Raw genomic sequence first — 20,257 nt, 5'->3', positions numbered from 1 at the left:
ACCGGTGCGGCGGCCCTCAGGCTTGTACGGAGGGGTGCGTCAGTGGACGCTGCCCATCATCCCCTGGACCTTCTTGCGGTACATGAAGACCGCGAAGCCCGCGAGGACGGCGAGCGCCGCCTGCATACCGATGATCCCTGTCCCGTTGAGGTCCACGCCCGCGAGCGAGAGCAGACCCGTGGTGCAGTCACCGGCGGTGACGGCGAGGAACCAGACACCCATCATCTGGGAGGCGTACTTCTGCGGAGCCATCTTCGTGGTCACCGAGAGGCCGACCGGGGAGAGGCAGAGCTCACCGATGGTCTGGATCATGTAGATCGAGACGAGCCACATCGGGGAGACCTTGGTGCCGTCGCCGGCCATGCCCATCGGGACGACGAAGACGAAGAACGACGCGCCGACCAGGACCAGACCCATCGCGAACTTCACGATGGTGTTCGGCTCCTGGTTCTTGCGGGCCAGCCAGAGCCACAGCCAGGCGAAGACCGGGGCGAGCGCCATCACGAAGAGCGGGTTCAGCGACTGGAACCAGGTGGCCGGGAAGCTGAAGCCGAGCAGCGAGTCCGAGGTCTTGCTGTCCGCGAAGAGCGCCAGCGTGGAGCCACCCTGGTCGTAGATCATCCAGAAGACGGCGGCGGCGACGAAGAACCAGATGTAGCCGTTCATCTTCGACTGCTCGGTCTTGTCGAGGTCCTTGTCGCGCTTGATGCGGACCAGGACGGCGACCGGGATGATCAGACCCGCGAGGGTGATCGGCACGAGCGCCCAGTTCAGGGTGTACATGCCCATCGCGACGACGGCGCCGTAGAAGACGGCGATCGCGGCGACGGCCAGGCAGACCTTGACCAGGATGCTCTTGCGCTCCTCGGCGGAGAGCGGGTTCGGGACGACGCTGCTCTTCGGGCTCAGGCTCTTGGTGAAGGCCAGGAAGCAGGCGAGGCCGAGGCCCATGCCGACCGCGGCGAGGGCGAAGCCCAGGTGCCAGTTGACCTTCTCGCCGAGGGTGCCGACGGCGAACGGGGCGACGAACGCACCGAGGTTGATGCCGATGTAGAAGAGCGTGAAGCCACCGTCACGGCGCGGGTCGTCCGGGCCGTTGTAGAGGTGGCCGACCATCGTGGAGATGTTGGCCTTCAGCAGACCCGAGCCGACGGCCACGAGCGCCAGACCGACGAAGAACATCGCCTGACCGGGGATGGCCAGCGAGGCGTGACCGGCCATGATCACGAAACCGGCGATCGTGACGGTCTTGCGGGCGCCCCAGACGCGGTCGCCGAACCAGCCGCCCGGCATGGCCATCAGGTAGACCATCGAGACGTAGACGGAGTAGATCGCCGTCGCCGTGGCCGCCGTCATCGCGAGGCCGCCGCCCTGGCTGCCGGTCGCGGCGTCCGCGCCTCCGGAGACCAGGTACAGGACGAGGAGGGCCCTCATGCCGTAGTAGGAGAAGCGCTCCCACATCTCGGTGAAGAAGAGGGTGGCCAGGCCGCGGGGGTGGCCGAGGAACGTCTTCCCGGAACCAGGGGTTCCGGTCGAAGCCGTCGTCAGGCTGGACGCCATGTCGATCCTTGCTCTGTCGGGACGCGCGCTTTGTGAGCGTGATGCGCCCGGTGGGGGAGGCCGGCACCGGCGGTGAGCGGTCGCACTCCGCCGGGATCCACGCCCCGGTCCGCGTCATCGCGTCCCGGAACCCGGCCCACAGGTCATTCACTGTCCTCAAGATTGGCGATGCCGACCTTGTGCAGAGAAGAGACCTTTGGCGCGATTAGCACTCCAAAGGTCCCCGTTTACCGCTACAGACGTCTCGCCACCTTACGACACGACAGTGACTGAATTGGAAGGACTTGAGAGATGGATCACAGGTGACATAGGAACCAACGGATGTCATTCCAAGGTCATGAGCAGGATGGCCGCCTTGATCCCCAGGGTACGGGGCAAGCCTGTGGATCATGCCCCGGGGCATGAGCGGCGCGGACTACCATCACCCCATGACCCGTGTACTGCTCGCCGAGGACGACGCATCCATCTCGGAGCCACTGGCCCGCGCGCTGCGCAGAGAGGGATACGAGGTCGAGGTGCGCGAGGACGGACCGACCGCCCTCGACGCCGGACTCCAGGGCGGCGTCGACCTCGTGGTGCTCGACCTCGGGCTGCCGGGCATGGACGGCCTCGAGGTCGCGCGGCGGCTGCGCTCCGAGGGGCACACGGTCCCGATCCTGGTCCTGACCGCCCGCGCCGACGAGGTCGACACGGTGGTCGGGCTCGACGCGGGCGCCGACGACTACGTGACGAAGCCCTTCCGGCTCGCCGAACTCCTCGCCCGGGTCCGGGCCCTGCTCCGGCGCGGCGCCACCGAGCCGGCCGTCGCCCCCGCGACGCACGGCGTGCGGATCGACGTCGAGTCGCACCGGGCCTGGATGGGCGACGAGGAGCTCCAGCTCACCGCGAAGGAGTTCGACCTGCTGCGGGTCCTGGTCCGCGACGCGGGCCGGGTCGTCACCCGCGACCAGCTGATGCGGGAGGTCTGGGACACCACCTGGTGGTCCTCGACGAAGACGCTCGACATGCACATCTCGTGGCTGCGGAAGAAGCTGGGCGACGACGCGGCGAACCCGCGGTACATCGCGACGGTCCGCGGCGTCGGCTTCCGCTTCGAGAAGAGCTGAGGCGGCGGGAAACCGCCGCGCCGGCCTCCCCCGGAGGGACAGTTGCGCCGCCGTCTGATCAACTCCACGCTCGCCGTGGTCCTCGTCGTCATCGCTGTCTTCGGCGTCTCGCTCGTCATCGTCGAGACGCGCACGATCTCCTCCAGCGCCCAGGAGAGCGTCGACTCCGAGGCCGTGCGTCTTGTCTCCATCGTCGACAGCCGTCTCATCGGCGGGGAGCCCGTCAACCCCGACATCCTCGCCGAGCAGAGCGGCGCCAAGCGGTACGCCCTCATCGAGATCCCCGGCCGCGCCCCCATCGAGATCGGCGAGCGCCCCGAGGGCAGCGTCATCCGCGGCAAGGCCGAGGGCGAGCGCGGCGAGACCGTGACCGTCGAGGAATCGCGCTCCACGATCACCAGCGAGGTCGGCCGCACCCTGCTGATCATCGGGGCCGTGGCCCTGCTCGCCGTCGTGGCCGCCGTCCTGCTCGCCGTACGGCAGGCGAACAAGCTGACGTCCCCGCTCACCGACCTCGCCGAGACCGCCGAGCGCCTCGGCTCCGGCGACCCGCGCCCCCGCCACAAGCGGTACGGCGTGCCGGAGCTCGACCGGGTCGCCGACGTCCTGGACGCCTCCGCCGAGCGGATCGCCCGGATGCTCACCGCCGAGCGCCGGCTCGCCGCCGACGCCTCGCACCAGCTCCGTACGCCCCTCACGGCGCTCTCCATGCGCCTGGAGGAGGTCTCCGTCGCCGACGACCTCGACACGGTCAAGGAGGAGGCGACGATCGCGCTCACCCAGGTCGAGCGGCTCACCGACGTGGTGGAGCGGCTGCTCACGAACTCCCGCGACCCCCGGACGGGCTCCGCCCTCGCCTTCGACCTCGACGAGGTCATCAAGCAGCAGATCGAGGAGTGGCGCCCGGCCTACCGCAGCGGGGGCCGCGCCATCGTCCACTCGGGCAAGCAGGGCATGCGCGCGGTCGGCACCCCCGGGGCCGTGGCCCAGGTGCTCGCCGCGCTGATCGAGAACTCCCTCATGCACGGCGGCGGCACGGTCGCCCTGCGCACCCGCGTCACCGGCAACCAGTCCGTGATCGAGGTCACCGACGAGGGCCCCGGCGTCCCCGCCGACCTCGGTGCGCGGATCTTCGAACGCGCGGTCAGCGGACGCAGCTCCACGGGCATCGGCCTCGCGGTCGCCCGGGACCTCGCGGAGGCGGACGGCGGACGTCTGGAGCTGCTCCAGCAGCACCCGCCGGTCTTCGCGCTCTTCCTGAGCCGCGAGGTCAGGAGCCGCAAGGACGCAGAACGGGAGCGCCCGGTCCGCTGAGCGCCGCCCCGACGGGCCAGGGCCTGTCCGGCGGATCATGACCGGGGCCGCCGGACAGGCCCTAGCGCACCCGGTCCGGCTGCTTCCGGCCGCCCTGCTTCGGGGTCTGCTCCAGGAACGATTCGGCGGTCTGCACGGCCTCCCGGGCCGGCAGCGTACGGAACACCCACGTGCGGTACGACCAGAAGCGGAACAGGGTCGCGACGCCGATCCCGAGGAACTTGAAGACGTTGCTCTGCAGCGGGGTGTCCCAGCCGAAGCCGTACGTCGCCGCGTACAGGATCCCGTTCTGGATCACGAGCCCGGCCGCGCTGAACACCAGGAAGAGCGTCAGCTCCTTCGTCCGCTGGCTCTTGTCGCGGTCCCGGTAGGTGAAGTACCGGAAGCCCAGGTAGTTGAAGCCGATCGCGACGACCGTGGCGATGACACTCGCCCGGACCACCTGCAGGTCCGTCAGGTGGCGGACCAGGTTGAAGACCCCGAGGTCCACCAACAGGCCGAGACCGCCGACCGCGCCGAACTTGGCGAACTCACGCGTGAGCCGGTCAAGCCGCACACGCAGTGCGCTTTGTTCACTCATGGTGATGGTCCAGCCCCGTCTGTTCGGATTCGTCAACCCAGCCATGCTAACCAGCCCACCTGTGACCCGCCCGAGGACATTGCAAACATCGGAAAATCCGGCTCGGCTGTCGTAAACCACAGGCGGACGAGGCTTCCCGCATGGTGCGGATACCCTAAGAGGGTGACGTTCCCGGTAGTCGGCATGGTCGGTGGCGGTCAGCTCGCCCGAATGACCCACGAGGCGGGCATCCCCCTCGGCATCAAGTTCAAGCTGCTCAGTGACACCCCGCAGGATTCGGCGGCGCAGGTGGTGAGCGAGGTCGTCATCGGCGACTATCGCGACCTGACTACGCTCCGTGACTTCGCGCGCGGCTGTGACGTGATCACCTTCGATCACGAACACGTCCCCGCCGGTCATCTGCGCGCCCTGGAGGAGGACGGCGTCGTCGTCCGGCCCGGGCTCGCCGCGCTGGTGCACGCCCAGGACAAGGGGGTGATGCGCGCCAAGCTCGACGAGATCGGCGCGCCCAGCCCCCGCCACCGCATCGTCGCCGATCCGGCGGACGCGGCGGCCTTCGCGGCGGAGGTGGGCGGCTTCCCGATCATCCTCAAGACCGTGAGCGGCGGTTACGACGGCAAGGGCGTCTGGTTCGTCCGCACGGAGGAGGACGCCCACGACCCGTTCCGGGCCGGCGTCCGGGTCCTCGCCGAGGAGAAGGTCGACTTCACGCGCGAGCTCGCCGCGAACATCGTCCGCTCCCCGCACGGCCAGGCCGTCGCCTACCCGGTCGTCGAGTCGCAGCAGGTCGACGGGGTCTGCGACACCGTGATCGCGCCCGCGCCGAACCTGTCCGACGAGCTGGCGGGCCAGGCCCAGGAGCTGGCCCTGCGCATCGCCAAGGAGCTGGACGTCGTCGGCCACCTGGCCGTGGAGCTGTTCGAGACGCGCGACGGCCGGATCCTCGTCAACGAGCTGGCCATGCGCCCGCACAACTCCGGCCACTGGACCCAGGACGGCGCGATCACCTCGCAGTTCGCCAACCACGTCCGCGCCGTCCTCGACCTCCCGCTGGGCGACCCCCGCCCCCGCGCGCCGTGGACGGTCATGTGCAACGTGCTCGGCGGCGACTACCCGGACATGTACTACGCGTACCTGCACTGCATGGCCAGGGACCCGCAGCTCAAGATCCACATGTACGGCAAGGACGTGAAGCCCGGCCGCAAGGTCGGACACGTCAACACCTACGGCGACGACCTCGACGACGTGCTGGAGCGCGCCCGTCACGCCGCCGGCTACCTGCGAGGAACGATCACCGAGTGAGCAGCATGAGCACCGCCACCGCGCCGGTCATCGGCATCGTCATGGGCTCGGACTCCGACTGGCCCGTCATGGAGGCCGCCGCCCAGGCCCTGGACGAGTTCGAGATCGCGTACGAGGTCGACGTCGTCTCCGCCCACCGCATGCCGCGCGAGATGATCGCGTACGGCGAGCAGGCCGCCGACCGCGGTCTGAAGGCGATCATCGCGGGCGCCGGCGGCGCCGCCCATCTGCCGGGCATGCTCGCCTCGGTGACCCCGCTGCCGGTCATCGGCGTGCCGGTCCCGCTGAAGTACCTCGACGGCATGGACTCGCTGCTCTCCATCGTGCAGATGCCCGCCGGGGTGCCGGTGGCCACGGTCTCGGTCGGCGGCGCGCGCAACGCGGGCCTGCTCGCGGCCCGGATCCTCGCCGCCCACGACGCCGAACTCCTCGGCCGGATGCGGGAGTTCCAGCAGGAGCTGAACGACCAGGCGACCGACAAGGGCAAGCGGCTGCGCGCCAAGGTCGAGGGCTCGGAGTCGTTCGGCTTCGCGAAGTGAGCGCCGGGGTGAGCGCGAGCGCGGCCGAGCGGCTCGCCGAGGCGCGCGGGCTCCTCGCCTCCGCCCCCGTCGTCGACGGCCACAACGACCTGCCCTGGGCGCTGCGCAAGAACGCCGGCTACGACCTGGACCGGCTCGACATCGCCGCCGACCAGACCGGCGCGCTCCACACCGACCTCGCCCGGCTGCGGGCGGGCGGCGTCGGCGCGCAGTTCTGGTCGGTGTACGTCTCCACCGAGCTGACCGGGGACGACGCGGTGAGTGCCACCCTGGAGCAGATCGACGTCGTCGACCAGCTCCTCGTGCGGTACGCGGCCGAGCTGGCCCCCGCCCTGACGGCGGACGACATGGAGGCGGCGCGCCGCCAGGGCCGGATCGCCTCGCTCAAGGGCGCCGAGGGCGGCCACTCCATCAACAACTCCCTCGCCACGCTGCGCGCGCTGCACACCCTGGGCGTGCGCTACATGACGCTCACGCACAACGACAACACCGCGTGGGCGGACTCGGCGACCGACGCACCGGGCGTCGGGGGGCTCTCCCCGTTCGGCCACGAGGTCGTCCGGGAGATGAACCGGGTCGGCATGCTCGTCGACCTCTCGCACGTGGCGGCCACGACGATGCGGGACGCGCTCGCCACCTCGGTCGCGCCGGTGATCTTCTCGCACTCCTCGTCCCTCGCGGTGTGCGACCACCCGAGGAACGTGCCCGACGACGTGCTCGGCCGGCTCCCCGCGAACGGCGGGGTCGCGATGGCCACGTTCGTGCCCAAGTTCATCCTGCCCGCCGCGGTGGAGTGGACCGCCCGGGCCGACGAGAACCTGCGGGCGCACGGCTTCCACCACCTCGACACGACCGCGGAGGCGATGAAGCTGCACCGCGCCTTCGAGGCCGAGAACCCGCGCCCGATCGCCACGCCGGCGACGGTGGCGGACCACCTCGACCACATGCGCGAGGTGGCCGGCGTCGACCACATCGGCATCGGCGGCGACTACGACGGTACGGCGTTCACCCCGGCCGGCCTCGACGACGTCGCGGGGTACCCGAACCTGATCGCCGAGCTCCTCCACCGGGGCTGGTCCCACGCCGACCTGACCAAGCTGACCTGGTCCAACGCGGTGCGCGCGCTCCGGGACGCGGAGGCCGTCTCCCGTGACCTGAGCGCCCGCCGGGGCCCGTCGAACGCGACGCTCGACTCCCTGGACGCGCCCGCCTCCTGATGGTCCATCACTTACTGAGTGGCCCGTCGCCGACCGAACCGGCGACGGGCCACGGCCGTCCCCGAGGGCCCGCGGTCACCGCCTCCGTCCCCCGAACGGCCTACTCCACCGCTCCTCACGAGGGGCTTCGTGCCACGGTGGACGGTACTGCCCAGTAAGTTCGGAGTTGTCACCACCATGGCAGATCTCGAAGATCATCACCCCTTCTCCGTCGAGCACACCGGCCCCGCGTCCGGCGACCTCGACACCCCCGAACAACCGCTGCCCCTCGACGAGTTGACCCGCGCGCAGGCACTTCTCGCCGCGCAGCCCGTCGTCGAGGGGCACTTCGACCCACCCCGGGATCCCGACCCGGAGGACCTTCCGCCGGTGCGGGCGGCGGAAGCCGGCGCGCAGCTGTGGTCCCTGCGCGTCGGCCCCGGAGAGGACGCGGCGGGCGTCATCGGCACCCTGCGCCGCATCGACGCGATCCGCGCCCTGGTCGCCGCCTGCCCCGAGGACCTGCGCCTCGCGCACACCACCGCCGAGACGGCCCACGCCGTCAACTGCGGCCGGACCGCGGTGCTCCTGGGCCCGGTGAGCTGGTCGGCCCTGGCCGGCTCGGTCGCCGCGCTGCGGGCGTACCACGCGCTCGGGGTACGGGCGGTCAACCTCACCCGGTTCGACGGCTTCGGCCGCGAGGCCGTACGGGAGATGAACCGCCTGGGCCTCGTCGTGGACCTCTCCGGGGCGGACCCGGAGTCGGTCCGCCGTACCCTCGCGGTCACCAGGGCCCCGGCCCTGCTGACCCGCGCGGAGCCGGCGGGCCTGCCGGACGACGTCCTCGGCCTGCTCGGCGGGAACGGCGGCGTCTGCATGGTCCCGGTGACCGAGGACCTGTCCGCGACCGCGGACACCCTCGACCGGGTCCGCGGTCTGGCGGGCCCGCACGGCGTGGGGCTCTCCCGCACCACGGACCCGGCCACCGGCTACGCGCCGCTCTTCGCGGAGCTCCTCCGCCGCGACTGGCCCGCCCCGGACCTGGTCGCCCTCGCCCACGGCAACGCCACGCGCACCCTGCGGGAGGCGGAGTTCCTCTCCCGTACGACGCGCCTGCGCCGCGCGGCCTGAGGAACGCGGAAGGGTCCCGCCTCCCTCACGGGCGGCGGGACCCTTCCCGTATGAAGACCTACGCGCGCGGGCGCCCCATCGCGCGGTACACCCAGCCCGCCTCGCGCCAGCGGGTGGCGTCCAGCGCGTTGCGGCCGTCCAGGATCACCCGGGAGGTCACCGCGGGCGCCAGCTCCGCCGGGTCCAGCTCGTCGCGGAACTCGCGCCACTCCGTCAGGTGCAGCACGACGTCGGCGCCGCGTACGGCCTCGAGGGCCGACTCCGCGTACCCGAGGGTCGGGAACAGCCGGCGGGCGTTCTCCATGCCCTTCGGGTCGTAGACCGTGACCTGTCCGCCCTGCAGGTGGATCTGGCCCGCCACGTTCAGCGCGGGCGAGTCCCGTACGTCGTCCGAGTCCGGCTTGAAGGTCGCGCCGAGCACCGCGACCCGCTTGCCGAGGAACGAGCCGCCGCCGACCGCGTCCCGGGCCATCTCGACCATCTGGCCGCGCCGGCGCATGTTGATGGAGTCGATCTCGCGCAGGAAGGTCAGCGCCTGGTCCGCGCCCAGCTCGCCCGCCCGCGCCATGAACGCGCGGATGTCCTTCGGCAGGCAACCGCCGCCGAAGCCGATCCCGGCCCGCAGGAACTTGGCGCCGATCCGCTCGTCGTAGCCGATCGCCTCCGCCAGCTTCGCGACGTCGCCGCCGGCCGCCTCGCAGACCTCGGCCATCGCGTTGATGAAGGAGATCTTGGTCGCCAGGAAGGAGTTCGCGGCGGTCTTCACCAGCTCGGCGGTGGGGAAGTCGGTGACGACGAACGGCGTGCCCTCGGAGATCGGGGTGGCGTACACCTCGCGCAGCAGCTTCTCGGCCCGCTCGCTCGCCACACCCGCGACGACCCGGTCCGGGTGCAGGGTGTCGTTCACGGCGAAGCCCTCGCGCAGGAACTCCGGGTTCCAGGCCAGCTCCACGCCCTCCGGCAGCAGCTCCGCGAGCCGCTCGGCCGAGCCGACCGGCACCGTCGACTTGCCGACGACCAGGGCGCCCTCGCGCACCACGGCCGCCAGCGATCCGAAGGCGGCGTCGACGTAGCTCATGTCACACGCGTACTCGCCGTGCTTCTGCGGCGTGTTCACGCAGACGAAGTGCACGTCGCCGAAGGCGCCGACCTCCTCCCAGGAGGTGGTGAAGCGCAGCCGGCCGGTCGACCCCTCGATCCCGGCGACGTGCCGGGCGAGCAGCTCCTCGAGGCCGGGCTCGTACATCGGTACGCGGCCGGTGGCCAGGAGCTCGATCTTCTCGGGCACGACGTCGAGGCCGAGCACCTCGAAGCCCAGCTCCGCCATGGCCGCTGCGTGCGTGGCGCCGAGGTAGCCGGTGCCGATCACCGTGATCTTGAGGGCCATACGGGACTCCAGGGAGGTCGGGCGGAATGCCTGCCCGAGCATAGTCGTGCGCTCTCGTGCCCTGGTCCGGGGCCCGGAAGGGCCCCGTCCGCGGGTCACCGGAATCAGCGGTCGGACGTGACCGTCACCGGCTCGTCGTTCCGGATCTGCGAGACCAACTGCTTCACCTTGGGCATGTCCCACTTCAGGGAGCCCTGCGGGGCGCTGCCGGAGATCGGGATGTTCATCGACTTCCCGTCGCCGCCGCTGATGCCCTTCATGGCGAAGAACATCTTGCCCAGGTCGTAGAGCGACATGTCCTTGTCCACGATCAGCGTGTCCAGGCCGGCCCCCAGCGTCGGGTACAGCCTGAACGGGTTGAGGATCGTGCCCGGTGTCGCCGCCTGGTTGGCCAGGGCGGAGAGGAACTTCTGCTGGTTCTTCGTCCGCGCGAGGTCCGACTCGGCGAAGGCGTACCGGGTACGGACGAAGGCGAGGGCCTGCTCGCCGTTGAGGGTCTGCTCGCCGGCCTGGAAGTCGGCGCCGGACTTCTTGTCCTTGAAGCCCTTCTCGATGTTCATGTCGACACCGCCGAGCGCGTCCACGATGTTCGCGAAGCCGGCGAAGCCGATCTCCGCGTAGTGGTCGATGCGAAGGCCGGTGTTGAACTCGACCGTGCGGACCAGCAGCTCCGGGCCGTCCATCGCGTAGGCCGCGTTGAGCTTGGAGCCGCCGCGCGCCCCGAACTTCTTGCCGGACTCCGAGCCGACGAAGGACGGGATGGTGACCCAGGAGTCACGGGGGAGCGAGACCATCGTGTTCCCGCTGGAGCAGGCCGCGAGGATCATCATCGAGTCGGTCCGCTTGCCCTCGGCGGAGCCGGTGTGCAGCTTCTTCTTCTCCTCGGCCGACATGCCCTCGCGGCTGTCGGAGCCGACGATCAGGTACGTCGTGCAGTCGCCCTCGGCCGGCCGCTCGATGACCTTGGAGAGGTCGACCTCGTTGCGCATCTGGGAGCTGGCCCAGGCGTACGTGCCGACGCTCCAGGCGAGCACGCCGACGACGAGCACGATGGAGCCGACCTTGATCCGGCGGCGCCAGTCGGGCGCTGCCCGACCGGGCTGCGGCTGCGGCGCGTACCGCGGGTCGTGCTGCGGCGGAATCGTGCCGCGGCCCCCGCCCTGCGGGGAGCCGTAGACCTGGCCGCTGCTGTAGCCGCTGTCGTAGCCGGAGGCCTGCTGCTGGGTGAAGTTCGGGTTGTACGGCTGGCCCTGGTCGTAGCCCTGGTCGTACTGCGGCTGCTGCTGGGGCACCTGCGGGCGCTGCACGTGACGCATCCGGCGGGGACCGTCGGGCTGCGAGTTCGGCCAGTCATTCATACGGACCATCTTGCAGGCCGCCCCTCTGGCGCCGACAGGGCGGGTGGGGATTCGGGGCGGCGCTGTTGCCAAGCTGATGCAAAGAGGACCGGACCGGGACGCGGCATAAGGTGGAGGGCATGACAGACCAGGGCGATATCCCGGGAAAGCCCACATCGGCGTCCCGCACCACACTCAGCCACATCATGACGAGCCATGACACCAACCTCCTCGGCACGGTGCACGGCGGCGTGATCATGAAGCTGGTGGACGACGCGGCGGGCGCCGTCGCGGGCCGCCACTCGGGCGGGCCCGCGGTCACCGCGTCCATGGACGAGATGGCGTTCCTGGAGCCGGTCAGGGTCGGCGACCTGCTGCATGTGAAGGCCCAGGTCAACTGGACCGGCCGGTCCTCCATGGAGGTCGGCGTCCGGGTCATGGCCGAACGCTGGAACGAGTCCACACCGGCCCAGCAGGTCGGCTCGGCCTACCTGGTCTTCGCGGCGGTCGACGGTGACGGCAAGCCCCGTCCGGTGCCGCCGGTCATCCCGGAGACCGAGCGGGACAAGCGCCGTTACCAGGAGGCCCAGATCCGCCGCACCCACCGCCTGGCCCGCCGCCGCGCGATCAAGGACCTCCGCGAACAGCGCGCCGCCGACGGCTACGAGGACTAGGGCCTGTCCGGCGGATCATGACCGGGGCCGCGACGCCTGGCACGGCGCCTCGCCGCGTTGCCGAAACGCCCCGATAGCTCCGCTATCGAGACGCTCCGGCGCCTTGCGATGCACCGCACCAGACGCCGCGTCCTATCCGGCCCTGATCCGCCGGACAGGCCCTAGAAGGCTTCCCCTTCGGAATGTCCTAGATGTTCCGAATGCCCCGGATGTCACGGACGTTCAGGGAGCTACGGACAGACCACCTGGTCCCCGGAGACCGCCTCGAACGGACCGCCCTCCGGCTCGTCCGTCCTGACCGGGGTGACGCCCTTGAAGTCGAGCCCGGCGACCACCCGCAGCGTCCCGCCCCGGCCCTTCACCGCCCGCAGCTCCACCCCCGGCAACGCGGCGGCCAGGGACTTCGCCGAGCGGTCCCAGCGCGGGTCGTACTCCACCAGCGTCCGCCGCCGCTCCGGGCCCTCCCCGGTGCGCGGCGCACGCGTCGTGTCGAAGCCGGTGGCGCGCAGCGCGTCGTCCACCTTGCGGCCGAGGCCGTCCGTCCGGGTCCCGTTGTAGACCTGCACCCGGATCGTCTTCGGGGCCACGTCCACCACCACCGGCTTCGGCCCGCCCTTCGCGTCGGCCGTCTCCGCCCGCGGCGCGGCCAGCGGCCGGTCCTCGCGCAGCGCCTGGAAGAGCTTCTGCGCCTTGGGGGCGTCCCACTTCACCGTCGAGCCGATGCCCGGCACGGGGAAGCTCATGTCCCCGACCGGCACGGAGACGAACTCCGACGACGCCGGCGTGAAGCCCTGCATCGCCTTGGCGAGCGAGAGCAGCTGCTCCGTACCGAAGCCCGCGTCGGCCCGGACCGAGTTCAGCATGGTCGTGGCCACCTCGCGGAACCGCACCGGGTTCAGCAGCACCCCGCCGCTGGACATCCGGTCGATGAGCGCCGCGAGGAAGCGCTGCTGGCGCTGCATCCGGCCGATGTCGGCCGCGCCGTCCACATGGCGCGAGCGCACGTACTGCAGCGCCTGCCCGCCGTTCAGCTCGTGCGGCCCGGCCGCCAGATCGAGGCCGGTGTACGTGTCCTTCATCGGCCGGGGCGTGCAGATCTCCACGCCGCCGACCGCGTCGACCGTCTTCATGAAGCTGGTGAAGTCGACCTCCAGATAGTGGTCGATCTTCACGCCCGTCATGTTCTCCACGGTCCGCACGGTCAGCCCGGGCCCGCCCTCGGCGTAGGCGGCGTTCAGCTTCACCGGATGCGCCTGGTGCCGCTTGCCGGTCGTCGCGTCCGTGTGCTCGGGCATCTCGGCGTACGAGTCACGGGGGAGGCTCACCACGCTCGCCCGGTCCCGGTCCTCGCTGATGTGGACGAGCATCACGGTGTCCGTGCAGTGGCAGGGCGCCCCGCCCAGCCGGTACGCCTTGCGCTGCTCCGGTGTGATGCTGTCGCGCCCGTCGGTCCCCACGACCAGCACGTTCATGCCGTGCCCTGCCTGGGGGCGGTTCTTCATGTCCTTGAACGGGTCGACCCGGTTGATCCCGGTGTCCAGGCCGGTGACCAGCGCGTGCCCGATGCCGCCCGCCCCGAGGACGACGACGGAGAGGGTGGTCGCCATCCGCATGCCCCACCGGGGCCGCGCGACCCGTCTGCCGCGGCGTGCCGGTACGGGACGGGCGACGGGCCGGGGACGGGGCGTGCGGGGCGGTGTGGGCACCGGGGGACACCTCCGCGGGTGTGACGAGGGAGAACCGTGAGCACCGTAGGCCCATACGATCAGCGCAAGGGTGCGGCCGTCCGCGCGCCGCGCTCGGTGTCCCCCATTCGCGGTAACGTGTCGGGCAATGAACGCCACGCCCCCCGTCTCCGTGATCATGCCGGTCCTCAACGAGGAGCGGCACCTGCGCAACTCGGTCCGTCACATCCTCGAGCAGGAGTACGACGGCGAGATGGAGGTGGTGATCGCGCTCGGCCCGTCCACGGACCGCACTGACGAGATCGCCGCCGAACTGATACGTGAGGACCCCCGCGTCCACACCGTGCCCAACCCCACAGGCCGCACGCCCGCCGCCCTCAACGCGGCGATCAAGGCGTCCCGTCACCCGATCGTGGTGCGGGTCGACGGTCACGGCATGCTGTCGCCCAACTACATCGCGACCGCCGTCCGGCTCCTGGAGGAGACCGGCGCGCAGAACGTCGGCGGCATCATGCACGCCGAGGGCGAGAACGACTGGGAGCACGCGGTCGCCGCCGCGATGACCTCGAAGATCGGCGTCGGCAACGCGGCCTTCCACACCGGCGGCCAGGCGGGCCCGGCCGAGACCGTGTACCTGGGTGTGTTCCGGCGCGAGGCGCTGGAGCAGCAGGACGGCTACAACATCGAGTTCATCCGCGCCCAGGACTGGGAGCTGAACTTCCGTATCCGCGAGGCGGGCGGCCTGATCTGGTTCTCGCCCGAGCTGCGCGTCCAGTACCGCCCCCGGCCGAGCGTCCGCGCGCTCGCCAAGCAGTACAAGGACTACGGCCGTTGGCGCCACGTCGTGGCCCGCTACCACCAGGGCTCGATCAACCTCCGCTACCTCGCACCGCCGACCGCCGTCTGCGCGATCGCCGCCGGTGTCGTCGTCGGCGCGGTGCTCACCCCGCTCGGCTTCCTGATCCCGGCCGGCTACCTGGCCGCGATCACCGCGGGCTCGGTCCCGGCGGGCAAGGGCCTCCCGCTGAAGGCCCGCCTGCAGATCCCGGTCGCCCTCGCGACGATGCACATGTCCTGGGGCTACGGCTTCCTGACGAGCCCGCGCGCGCTCGCGAAGAAGGTCATCGCGAGCCGCCGTCCGGCGGTGACGACGACCGCGTCGCAGGTCTGAGACGACGTAAGGACACGCACACGGCGAACGGCCGGGTCCCTTCCGGGGCCCGGCCGTTCGCCGTCGTCACACCCGGTCCGTCAGCTCTTGCCGTCCCAGCGGTAGACGCTGTAGACGTCCATGCAGTCCACCTTGTCGTCCGCGCCGACCGGCAGGTCGCCCTCCTTGGACGTCGGCTTCTTGTACGTGGCGCCCTCGCGCCAGTCCGCGCCGATGACAAGTGTGATGCTCTGCGCCGTGGCGTCCGCGCGGACCGCCGAGTCGGGCAGCCCGAGCGCCTTGGCCACGGACAGCGCGTCCGCCTTGCCCTGATCGCCGCCGGACTTGGGGTACTTGATCACGGTGTCCTTGCGGGGCTCGGCGTTCCGCGAGGCGTCCGCCTTCGTGAACCCCTTGCCCTGCAGGGTCTGCTCCATCGCGCCGGCCCGGCCCTCGGTGGGCGCCGCGCCGTCGCCGCCCGTGCCGTTGACGACCATGACGGCGAGCGTCGCGGGCGCGGCGGCCGTCGGCCCCTGCGGCTTCGGCTTCGCGGACGCGGTCGGCTTGGCGCCGGCCGGGTCGCCGTTCTTGTCGAAGGCGACGTCGTCGCGGAGCATCGCCCACATCTTCTCGGCGGCGCTCGGCACCATCACGAGCTTGTTGTTGTCCTGCGACCACTCGGTCGTGGGGACCGTCGCCGTCGTGAGGCGGTCCAGCTTCACGTTCTTGAGCTGCATGGAGAGATCGAAGAGCTTCGTCACCGAGCGGATCTCGTCGGAGACCTGCAGCGCCTCCGTCGCGGTCTCGGCCAGGCCCATGAGGCGTCCGGTGTCGGTCCAGGCGTTCTGCTTCTGGAGCTTCTCCATCATGCCGTTCATGTACATGTGCTGGGCCTTGGCGCGGTTCTGGTCGTTGCCGAACGCGTGCCGGGTGCGCAGCCACTGGAGCGCCTGCTCGCCCTTGATCTCGGTGGTGCCCTCCTTGAGCTTCAGACCTGAGCCGCCCTTCACCAGCCGCGTCGACCTGTCGTGGACGCCGGTCTTCACACAGACCGGGACGCCGCCGACCTCGTCGGCCATCGCGACCACGCCCGCGAAGTCGACCATCATCCAGTGGTCGATGTAGACCCCGGTGAGGCTCTCCCAGGTGGTCAGCGTGCAGCCGGGACCACCGCGGGCCAGGGTGTCGTTGATGGGATCCGTGGTGGTCGCCGCGTAGGTCTCGCCCTTCTCGCCCGTGCACTTGGGGATCTTGACGATGGTGTCGCGCGGGATCGAGACGATGTTGGCGTTCTTCCGGTCCGCCGAGATGTGCAGCAGCATCTGCACATCGGCGAGCGGCTTGCGGTTCCGCTCGTTCTTGCCGCCGCCCAGCGCCACGTTCTTGTCGTCGGAGCGGTCGTCCGAGCCGATCAGCAGGATGTTGAGCGGGGTGTCGCCGAGCGCGTTCGGCGCGGCCTTCTTCACACCGCTGTCGCCACCGGCCCGGTGACCACCGCGGAGGTTGTCGTTGAGGTGCTGGTAGTACAGGTATCCGGCGGCGGCCGTCCCCAGTATCAGGAACGACAGGGTCGCCGCGACCCAGCGGAGTATCTTGCGTTTGCCGCTCTTCTTGGCGCGCCTGCGCGGTCCTTTGCGCCGGTGGCTCGCACGCCCTTCGCCGTCGCTCCGGCCAGGACCGCTCGTGTCGCCCTTGCCCGCGCTCGGGCTGTCGGAACGCCGGTCGCCCGGAGCCGGGGCGCCGGCGGGCCGGTCACCCGGTCCCCGTTCGCCCTCGTCCCCGTAGAGACTCTCGTCCCAGCCCAATTCGCGGGCGTGCGGAACGCGACCCCGGGTCCCCTCCCCACGCACGCTGTTCTGTCCCACCCCTGGTCCCCCTCCTCAGGCGCGCGCCGAGCCCCGGTGTTTCCGGGTCACTGGGCGCACACCTTCTTGTCTGCGGTCTGAGCACCCTCCGGCGCCTTTGCCGGACCGGTGATGGGCACCCCCGCGCCCTTGAAGTCGGCACCGAGGATCAGCGTCATGGGTGCGAGCGCCTCGGCGTCCTGCGTGTCCGGCTTGAGCGCCGTGGCGGGCAGGCCCATCATGTCCGCGAGCTTGCGGGCCTGAGCGGCCTGGTTCGGTGCGTAGGTGAGCGTCGTCTTCGCCGCCTTCTCGGGGGCGTTGCTCTTGTTCGTGGACCTGGTGACGCCCTGCTCGTTCTGCAGCCAGTTGATCGTCGACTGGGCGGCGCCCTGGATGCCGCTGCCGTTGAAGACGTCGACGCGCACCTCGCGCGCGGTGGAGCGGGTGCCCTTCAACAGGGCGGCCTGGGCGTTCTTGGCGTCCTGCTGCTTCTGCTTCACCTCGGTGAGCGAGGTGTCGGACTGCAGCATGGCGAAGAGCTGCGGCGCCTTGGTCGGGTCGGGCACGACCGTCGCCTTGATCTTCTCGGCGGGGTTGTCGATGACCGGCAGCGTCGTGAAGGTGATGTTCTTCGTGTCGATCTTGGCGAGTTCCTCGCCGAGCGACTTGAGCTTCCCGATGCTTCCTATGCCGGAGTCGACGGTCAGCGCCTTCGTGGCCGCCTCGGCGAGGTCGAGCAGCTTGCTCGGACTGGTCAGCGTCTCGTCCGACTTCATCTGACGGATCATCGAGCTGAGGAACTGCTGCTGGACCTTGATCCGGTCGAGGTCGCTCTCGTTGCCGAAGCTGTGGCGGGTGCGGACGAAGGCCAGGGCCTGCTCGCCCTGGATGACCGACTCACCGGCCGGCAGGTTGAGCTTGGAGTCCTTGTCCTTGACCGGCTTGACCAGGCAGACCTTCACGCCGCCGACGGCCGTCGTCAGCTCCTTGACGGCGTTGAAGTCGGCCATCATGAAGTGGTCGACCGTCAGTCCGGTGAGCTCCTTGACCGTACGCATCGTGCAGCCGGGGTCGCGGTCGGACTGGCCGAGACTGACGTTGAACCGCTCGTCGGACTGGCCCGGGATCGTCTTGATCTTCCCGTCCGGCATCTTGGTCTGGCACTCGGGGATCTCGGTCTTCAGGTCGCGCGGGATGGACATCGCCGTGGCGTTCGTCCGGTCCTTCGAGACGTGGAAGAGGATCGTGGTGTCGGCGTGGCCGGGGCTGTTCTTGTCGCCGTAGCCCTCGTTGCCGTCGCCGGTCCGCTTGTCCGTGCCGATCAGCAGGATGTTGATGGCCTGGTCCTTCTTGAAGCCCGTGCTCTGGGCCCCGACCACGTCGACCTTGTTGATGTTCCCGTTGAGGTGGTCGTAGTAGGCGTACGCGCCCACCGCGCCGCCCACGAGCACGAACGCCATCGTCCCGCCGGTCCACAGCAGGACCTTCTTCTTGCGGGACTTCGCGGTCTTGCGCTTGCGCCGGCCCTGCTGCGGGACGCCGCCCGCGGGCCCCTCGGGGGCGCGGCGGCGGCGCTGGCCGGGAACAGGGGCCTCGGCGGGCGCGCCGGTCGTACGAGAGCGCTGGCCGGACCGTGCGCCCTCGGCGGATCTCGGAGCCGGGGGCGTCGCGCCACGGGGACGGGACTGTGCGGGCGACTGCCGCTGGGGCTGCCCAGCGGAGTGGTTCAGTCGCAGTTCGTAGTTGCCCGTCTGCGGGTTGAGGACCCACTGGTCGGCGGGGTCGATCTCATCCGCCTGTCCACGGCTGTGCGCGTCCACGGTTACTTGAATCCTCCGTCGGTGCCACGCGAGGCGCCTCCCCCGACTGGCGCTCGGTCGTTCGATCCGTCGAGTGCGCGACCACAGGGTCGCGAGCATCGGACCGCGTCACACTATCCGCCCAGTTCAGCGTGGGGCGACGTCCGTGACAAATTCCACGCCCCTTACAACTGGGCAATCTGCCCAAACCCCTTCCGTCACCGCCCTCCCCCCGGTCTCCTTGGACTCTCCTTTACTTGTGCGTCACTCGGCGGCCCTCAGGAGCAGGCTCCCTCCGCCGCGTTGCGCCCCGTGAACGTCGGCGTCGGCGCCGGCCCCGGAGAGGCCGCGTCGTCCGGCTTCCCGTCCCCGACCTGGGGCGCGCCCGGGGTCGCGCCGGCCCCGCTCGCGCCCGCGGACGGCGAGGGCTCGGCGCCCGGAGCCACCGTCACGGGCTTGTCCTCGCGCAGCCGCTTGAAGAGTTGGCTCGCCTCGGGCTGTACGAGTTCGTCCCGGTTCGCGTCGTACGAGTACGGCCGTCGCGGCACCGTGAGGAACTGCACCTTCTCCGTGGGGATCGCCCGCATCGACCGCGCCAGGTCGTACAGGTCCCGCAGCGAGTCGAGCCCCGGGTCCGTCGTGATCGACTTCGTCGCCGCGTCCAGGACCGGGTAGAGCCTGGTCGGGTTCAGCAGCACGCCGTTGCTCTGCACCTTGTTGACCAGCGCACCCAGGAACTGCTGCTGGCGGTCCATGCGTTCCGTGTCGCTGCCGTTGCCCAGCGTCTTGCGGGCCCGTACGAAGCCCAGCGCCTGCTCGCCGTGGAGGGTCTGGCGCCCGGCCGGCAGCGTCAGCTTGGCGTCCTTGTCGTCGATCGGCTCCTTCAGGCAGATCTCGACGCCGTCGACGGCGTCGACCATCTTCTTGAAGCCGCGGAAGTCGATCACCATGTGGTGGTCGATCCGGATCGCGGTGAGCCGCTCGACGGTACGGATCGTGCACGCCGTGCCGCCGATCTCGAAGGCGGAATTGAACTGGGCGAACATCTCCCCGGTCCGCGTCCCGCCCTTCGTGCGGCAGCTGGGCATGCTCACCATCAGGTCACGCGGGATCGACACGGCCGTCGCGCTCGACCGGCCCGCCGCGATGTGCAGCAGGATCGTGGTGTCGGAGCGCTGGGTGCCCTTGTCCTTCCCGTACTTGGTGTTGCCCGCCCCCGACCGCGTGTCCGAGCCGATCAGCAGGATGTTCTGCGCCCCCAGCGCCCCCGGTGTGGGCCGCTCCTTCTCGTACGCGCGCAGTTCCGCGGCGGCGTCCGTGTCGGTGGTGATGTTGTTGTCGAGCTTGCGGTAGAGCCACCAGCCGGCACCCGCCGCGGCGAGGAGGACGACCGAACACCCCAGAGCCGTCCAGCGCAGCCAGTGACGCTTGCGCGGGGCCTCCGGTTCGGCGGGCGTGCCGGCACTGTCCGTCACGTCTGAGTCCATCCTTCGCGGCGTCGGCGGCGCGCCCGGAAGCCGCCGCTCGAAGAGTGGGACGGCCGAACCGGACGCATGGTTGTGCGGGAGGGGTGCGTACCCGCCGATCATGTACCGGAGTTGACGCGCGGACCCGGGGACTCGGCGAGTCGGTGCGCCATACGGGTGGAAGGGG

The 20,257-nt window shown here is 70.5% G+C and carries 16 protein-coding genes; 8 read left to right on the top strand and 8 right to left on the bottom strand.

Going from position 1 to position 20,257, the window contains the following annotated elements:
* Positions 1-39: 39 nt before the first annotated feature.
* Positions 40-1,560 carry a peptide MFS transporter gene (locus ACF09C_RS33780; RefSeq protein WP_392097048.1) on the bottom strand — a complete coding sequence of 507 codons (1,521 nt, stop codon included), beginning with the start codon at positions 1,558-1,560 and terminating at the stop codon, positions 40-42.
* Between the two features lie 428 nt (positions 1,561-1,988).
* Between ACF09C_RS33780 and ACF09C_RS33775 the strand changes: the two genes are divergently transcribed.
* A complete protein-coding gene (locus ACF09C_RS33775) occupies positions 1,989-2,666 on the top strand; it encodes a response regulator transcription factor (RefSeq protein WP_189602000.1) in 678 nt (225 codons plus the stop codon).
* A gap of 42 nt (positions 2,667-2,708) precedes the next feature.
* Positions 2,709-3,980 carry an ATP-binding protein gene (locus ACF09C_RS33770; protein ID WP_392097046.1) on the top strand — a complete coding sequence of 424 codons (1,272 nt, stop codon included), beginning with the start codon at positions 2,709-2,711 and terminating at the stop codon, positions 3,978-3,980.
* 61 nt (positions 3,981-4,041) lie between these two features.
* Here ACF09C_RS33770 and ACF09C_RS33765 read toward each other — a convergent pair whose 3' ends face one another.
* On the bottom strand, positions 4,042-4,560 hold the full coding sequence (locus ACF09C_RS33765; protein ID WP_362416935.1) for a GtrA family protein: 519 nt from the start codon (positions 4,558-4,560) through the stop codon (positions 4,042-4,044).
* Between the two features lie 183 nt (positions 4,561-4,743).
* Here ACF09C_RS33765 and ACF09C_RS33760 point away from each other — a divergent pair, with 183 nt between their 5' ends.
* The 4 genes from ACF09C_RS33760 to ACF09C_RS33745 all read left to right on the top strand — a co-directional run bounded on the left by ACF09C_RS33760 (position 4,744) and on the right by ACF09C_RS33745 (position 8,728).
* Entirely contained in the window at positions 4,744-5,862 is a 1,119-nt protein-coding gene (locus ACF09C_RS33760; RefSeq protein ID WP_392097339.1) for a 5-(carboxyamino)imidazole ribonucleotide synthase, read from the top strand.
* A 5-nt stretch (positions 5,863-5,867) separates the two neighbouring features.
* Positions 5,868-6,401 carry a 5-(carboxyamino)imidazole ribonucleotide mutase gene (purE, locus tag ACF09C_RS33755; protein ID WP_362417161.1) on the top strand — a complete coding sequence of 178 codons (534 nt, stop codon included), beginning with the start codon at positions 5,868-5,870 and terminating at the stop codon, positions 6,399-6,401.
* 8 nt (positions 6,402-6,409) lie between these two features.
* Positions 6,410-7,618 carry a dipeptidase gene (locus ACF09C_RS33750; protein WP_392097044.1) on the top strand — a complete coding sequence of 403 codons (1,209 nt, stop codon included), beginning with the start codon at positions 6,410-6,412 and terminating at the stop codon, positions 7,616-7,618.
* Between the two features lie 177 nt (positions 7,619-7,795).
* The gene (locus ACF09C_RS33745) at positions 7,796-8,728 is read left to right on the top strand and encodes a membrane dipeptidase (RefSeq protein WP_392097042.1); all 933 of its coding nucleotides are present in this window, start codon (positions 7,796-7,798) and stop codon (positions 8,726-8,728) included.
* Between the two features lie 58 nt (positions 8,729-8,786).
* Here the strand turns inward: ACF09C_RS33745 and ACF09C_RS33740 are convergent, their stop codons facing one another.
* Together ACF09C_RS33740 and ACF09C_RS33735 are read right to left on the bottom strand one after the other, a co-directional pair.
* Complete coding sequence (locus tag ACF09C_RS33740; RefSeq protein ID WP_392097040.1) at positions 8,787-10,115, bottom strand: UDP-glucose dehydrogenase family protein; 1,329 nt, start codon at positions 10,113-10,115, stop codon at positions 8,787-8,789.
* Positions 10,116-10,219: 104 nt separating this feature from the next.
* Entirely contained in the window at positions 10,220-11,473 is a 1,254-nt protein-coding gene (locus ACF09C_RS33735; RefSeq protein WP_392097039.1) for an LCP family protein, read from the bottom strand.
* Positions 11,474-11,592: 119 nt separating this feature from the next.
* Between ACF09C_RS33735 and ACF09C_RS33730 the strand changes: the two genes are divergently transcribed.
* Positions 11,593-12,126: an acyl-CoA thioesterase gene (locus ACF09C_RS33730; RefSeq protein ID WP_392097037.1), complete on the top strand. Its 534-nt coding sequence runs from the start codon at positions 11,593-11,595 to the stop codon at positions 12,124-12,126.
* A 230-nt stretch (positions 12,127-12,356) separates the two neighbouring features.
* Here the strand turns inward: ACF09C_RS33730 and ACF09C_RS33725 are convergent, their stop codons facing one another.
* Positions 12,357-13,739, bottom strand: a complete 1,383-nt coding sequence (locus ACF09C_RS33725) for an LCP family protein (RefSeq protein WP_392097036.1) — start codon at positions 13,737-13,739, stop codon at positions 12,357-12,359.
* Between the two features lie 220 nt (positions 13,740-13,959).
* Between ACF09C_RS33725 and ACF09C_RS33720 the strand changes: the two genes are divergently transcribed.
* Positions 13,960-14,982 carry a glycosyltransferase family 2 protein gene (locus tag ACF09C_RS33720; RefSeq protein WP_392097034.1) on the top strand — a complete coding sequence of 341 codons (1,023 nt, stop codon included), beginning with the start codon at positions 13,960-13,962 and terminating at the stop codon, positions 14,980-14,982.
* Between the two features lie 80 nt (positions 14,983-15,062).
* Here ACF09C_RS33720 and ACF09C_RS33715 read toward each other — a convergent pair whose 3' ends face one another.
* The 3 genes from ACF09C_RS33715 to ACF09C_RS33705 all read right to left on the bottom strand — a co-directional run bounded on the left by ACF09C_RS33715 (position 15,063) and on the right by ACF09C_RS33705 (position 20,079).
* The gene (locus tag ACF09C_RS33715; protein WP_392097032.1) at positions 15,063-16,826 is read right to left on the bottom strand and encodes an LCP family protein; all 1,764 of its coding nucleotides are present in this window, start codon (positions 16,824-16,826) and stop codon (positions 15,063-15,065) included.
* Positions 16,827-16,873: 47 nt separating this feature from the next.
* On the bottom strand, positions 16,874-18,625 hold the full coding sequence (locus ACF09C_RS33710) for an LCP family protein (protein ID WP_392097031.1): 1,752 nt from the start codon (positions 18,623-18,625) through the stop codon (positions 16,874-16,876).
* A gap of 257 nt (positions 18,626-18,882) precedes the next feature.
* Entirely contained in the window at positions 18,883-20,079 is a 1,197-nt protein-coding gene (locus tag ACF09C_RS33705) for an LCP family protein (protein ID WP_392097029.1), read from the bottom strand.
* Between the last annotated feature and the right edge of the window lie 178 nt (positions 20,080-20,257).

This window comes from Streptomyces sp. NPDC014870, assembly GCF_043081505.1.
GTDB lineage: Bacteria > Actinomycetota > Actinomycetes > Streptomycetales > Streptomycetaceae > Streptomyces.
Note: the sequence above shows the minus strand (reverse complement) of the source record. Positions and strands in the feature narration are given on the sequence as shown.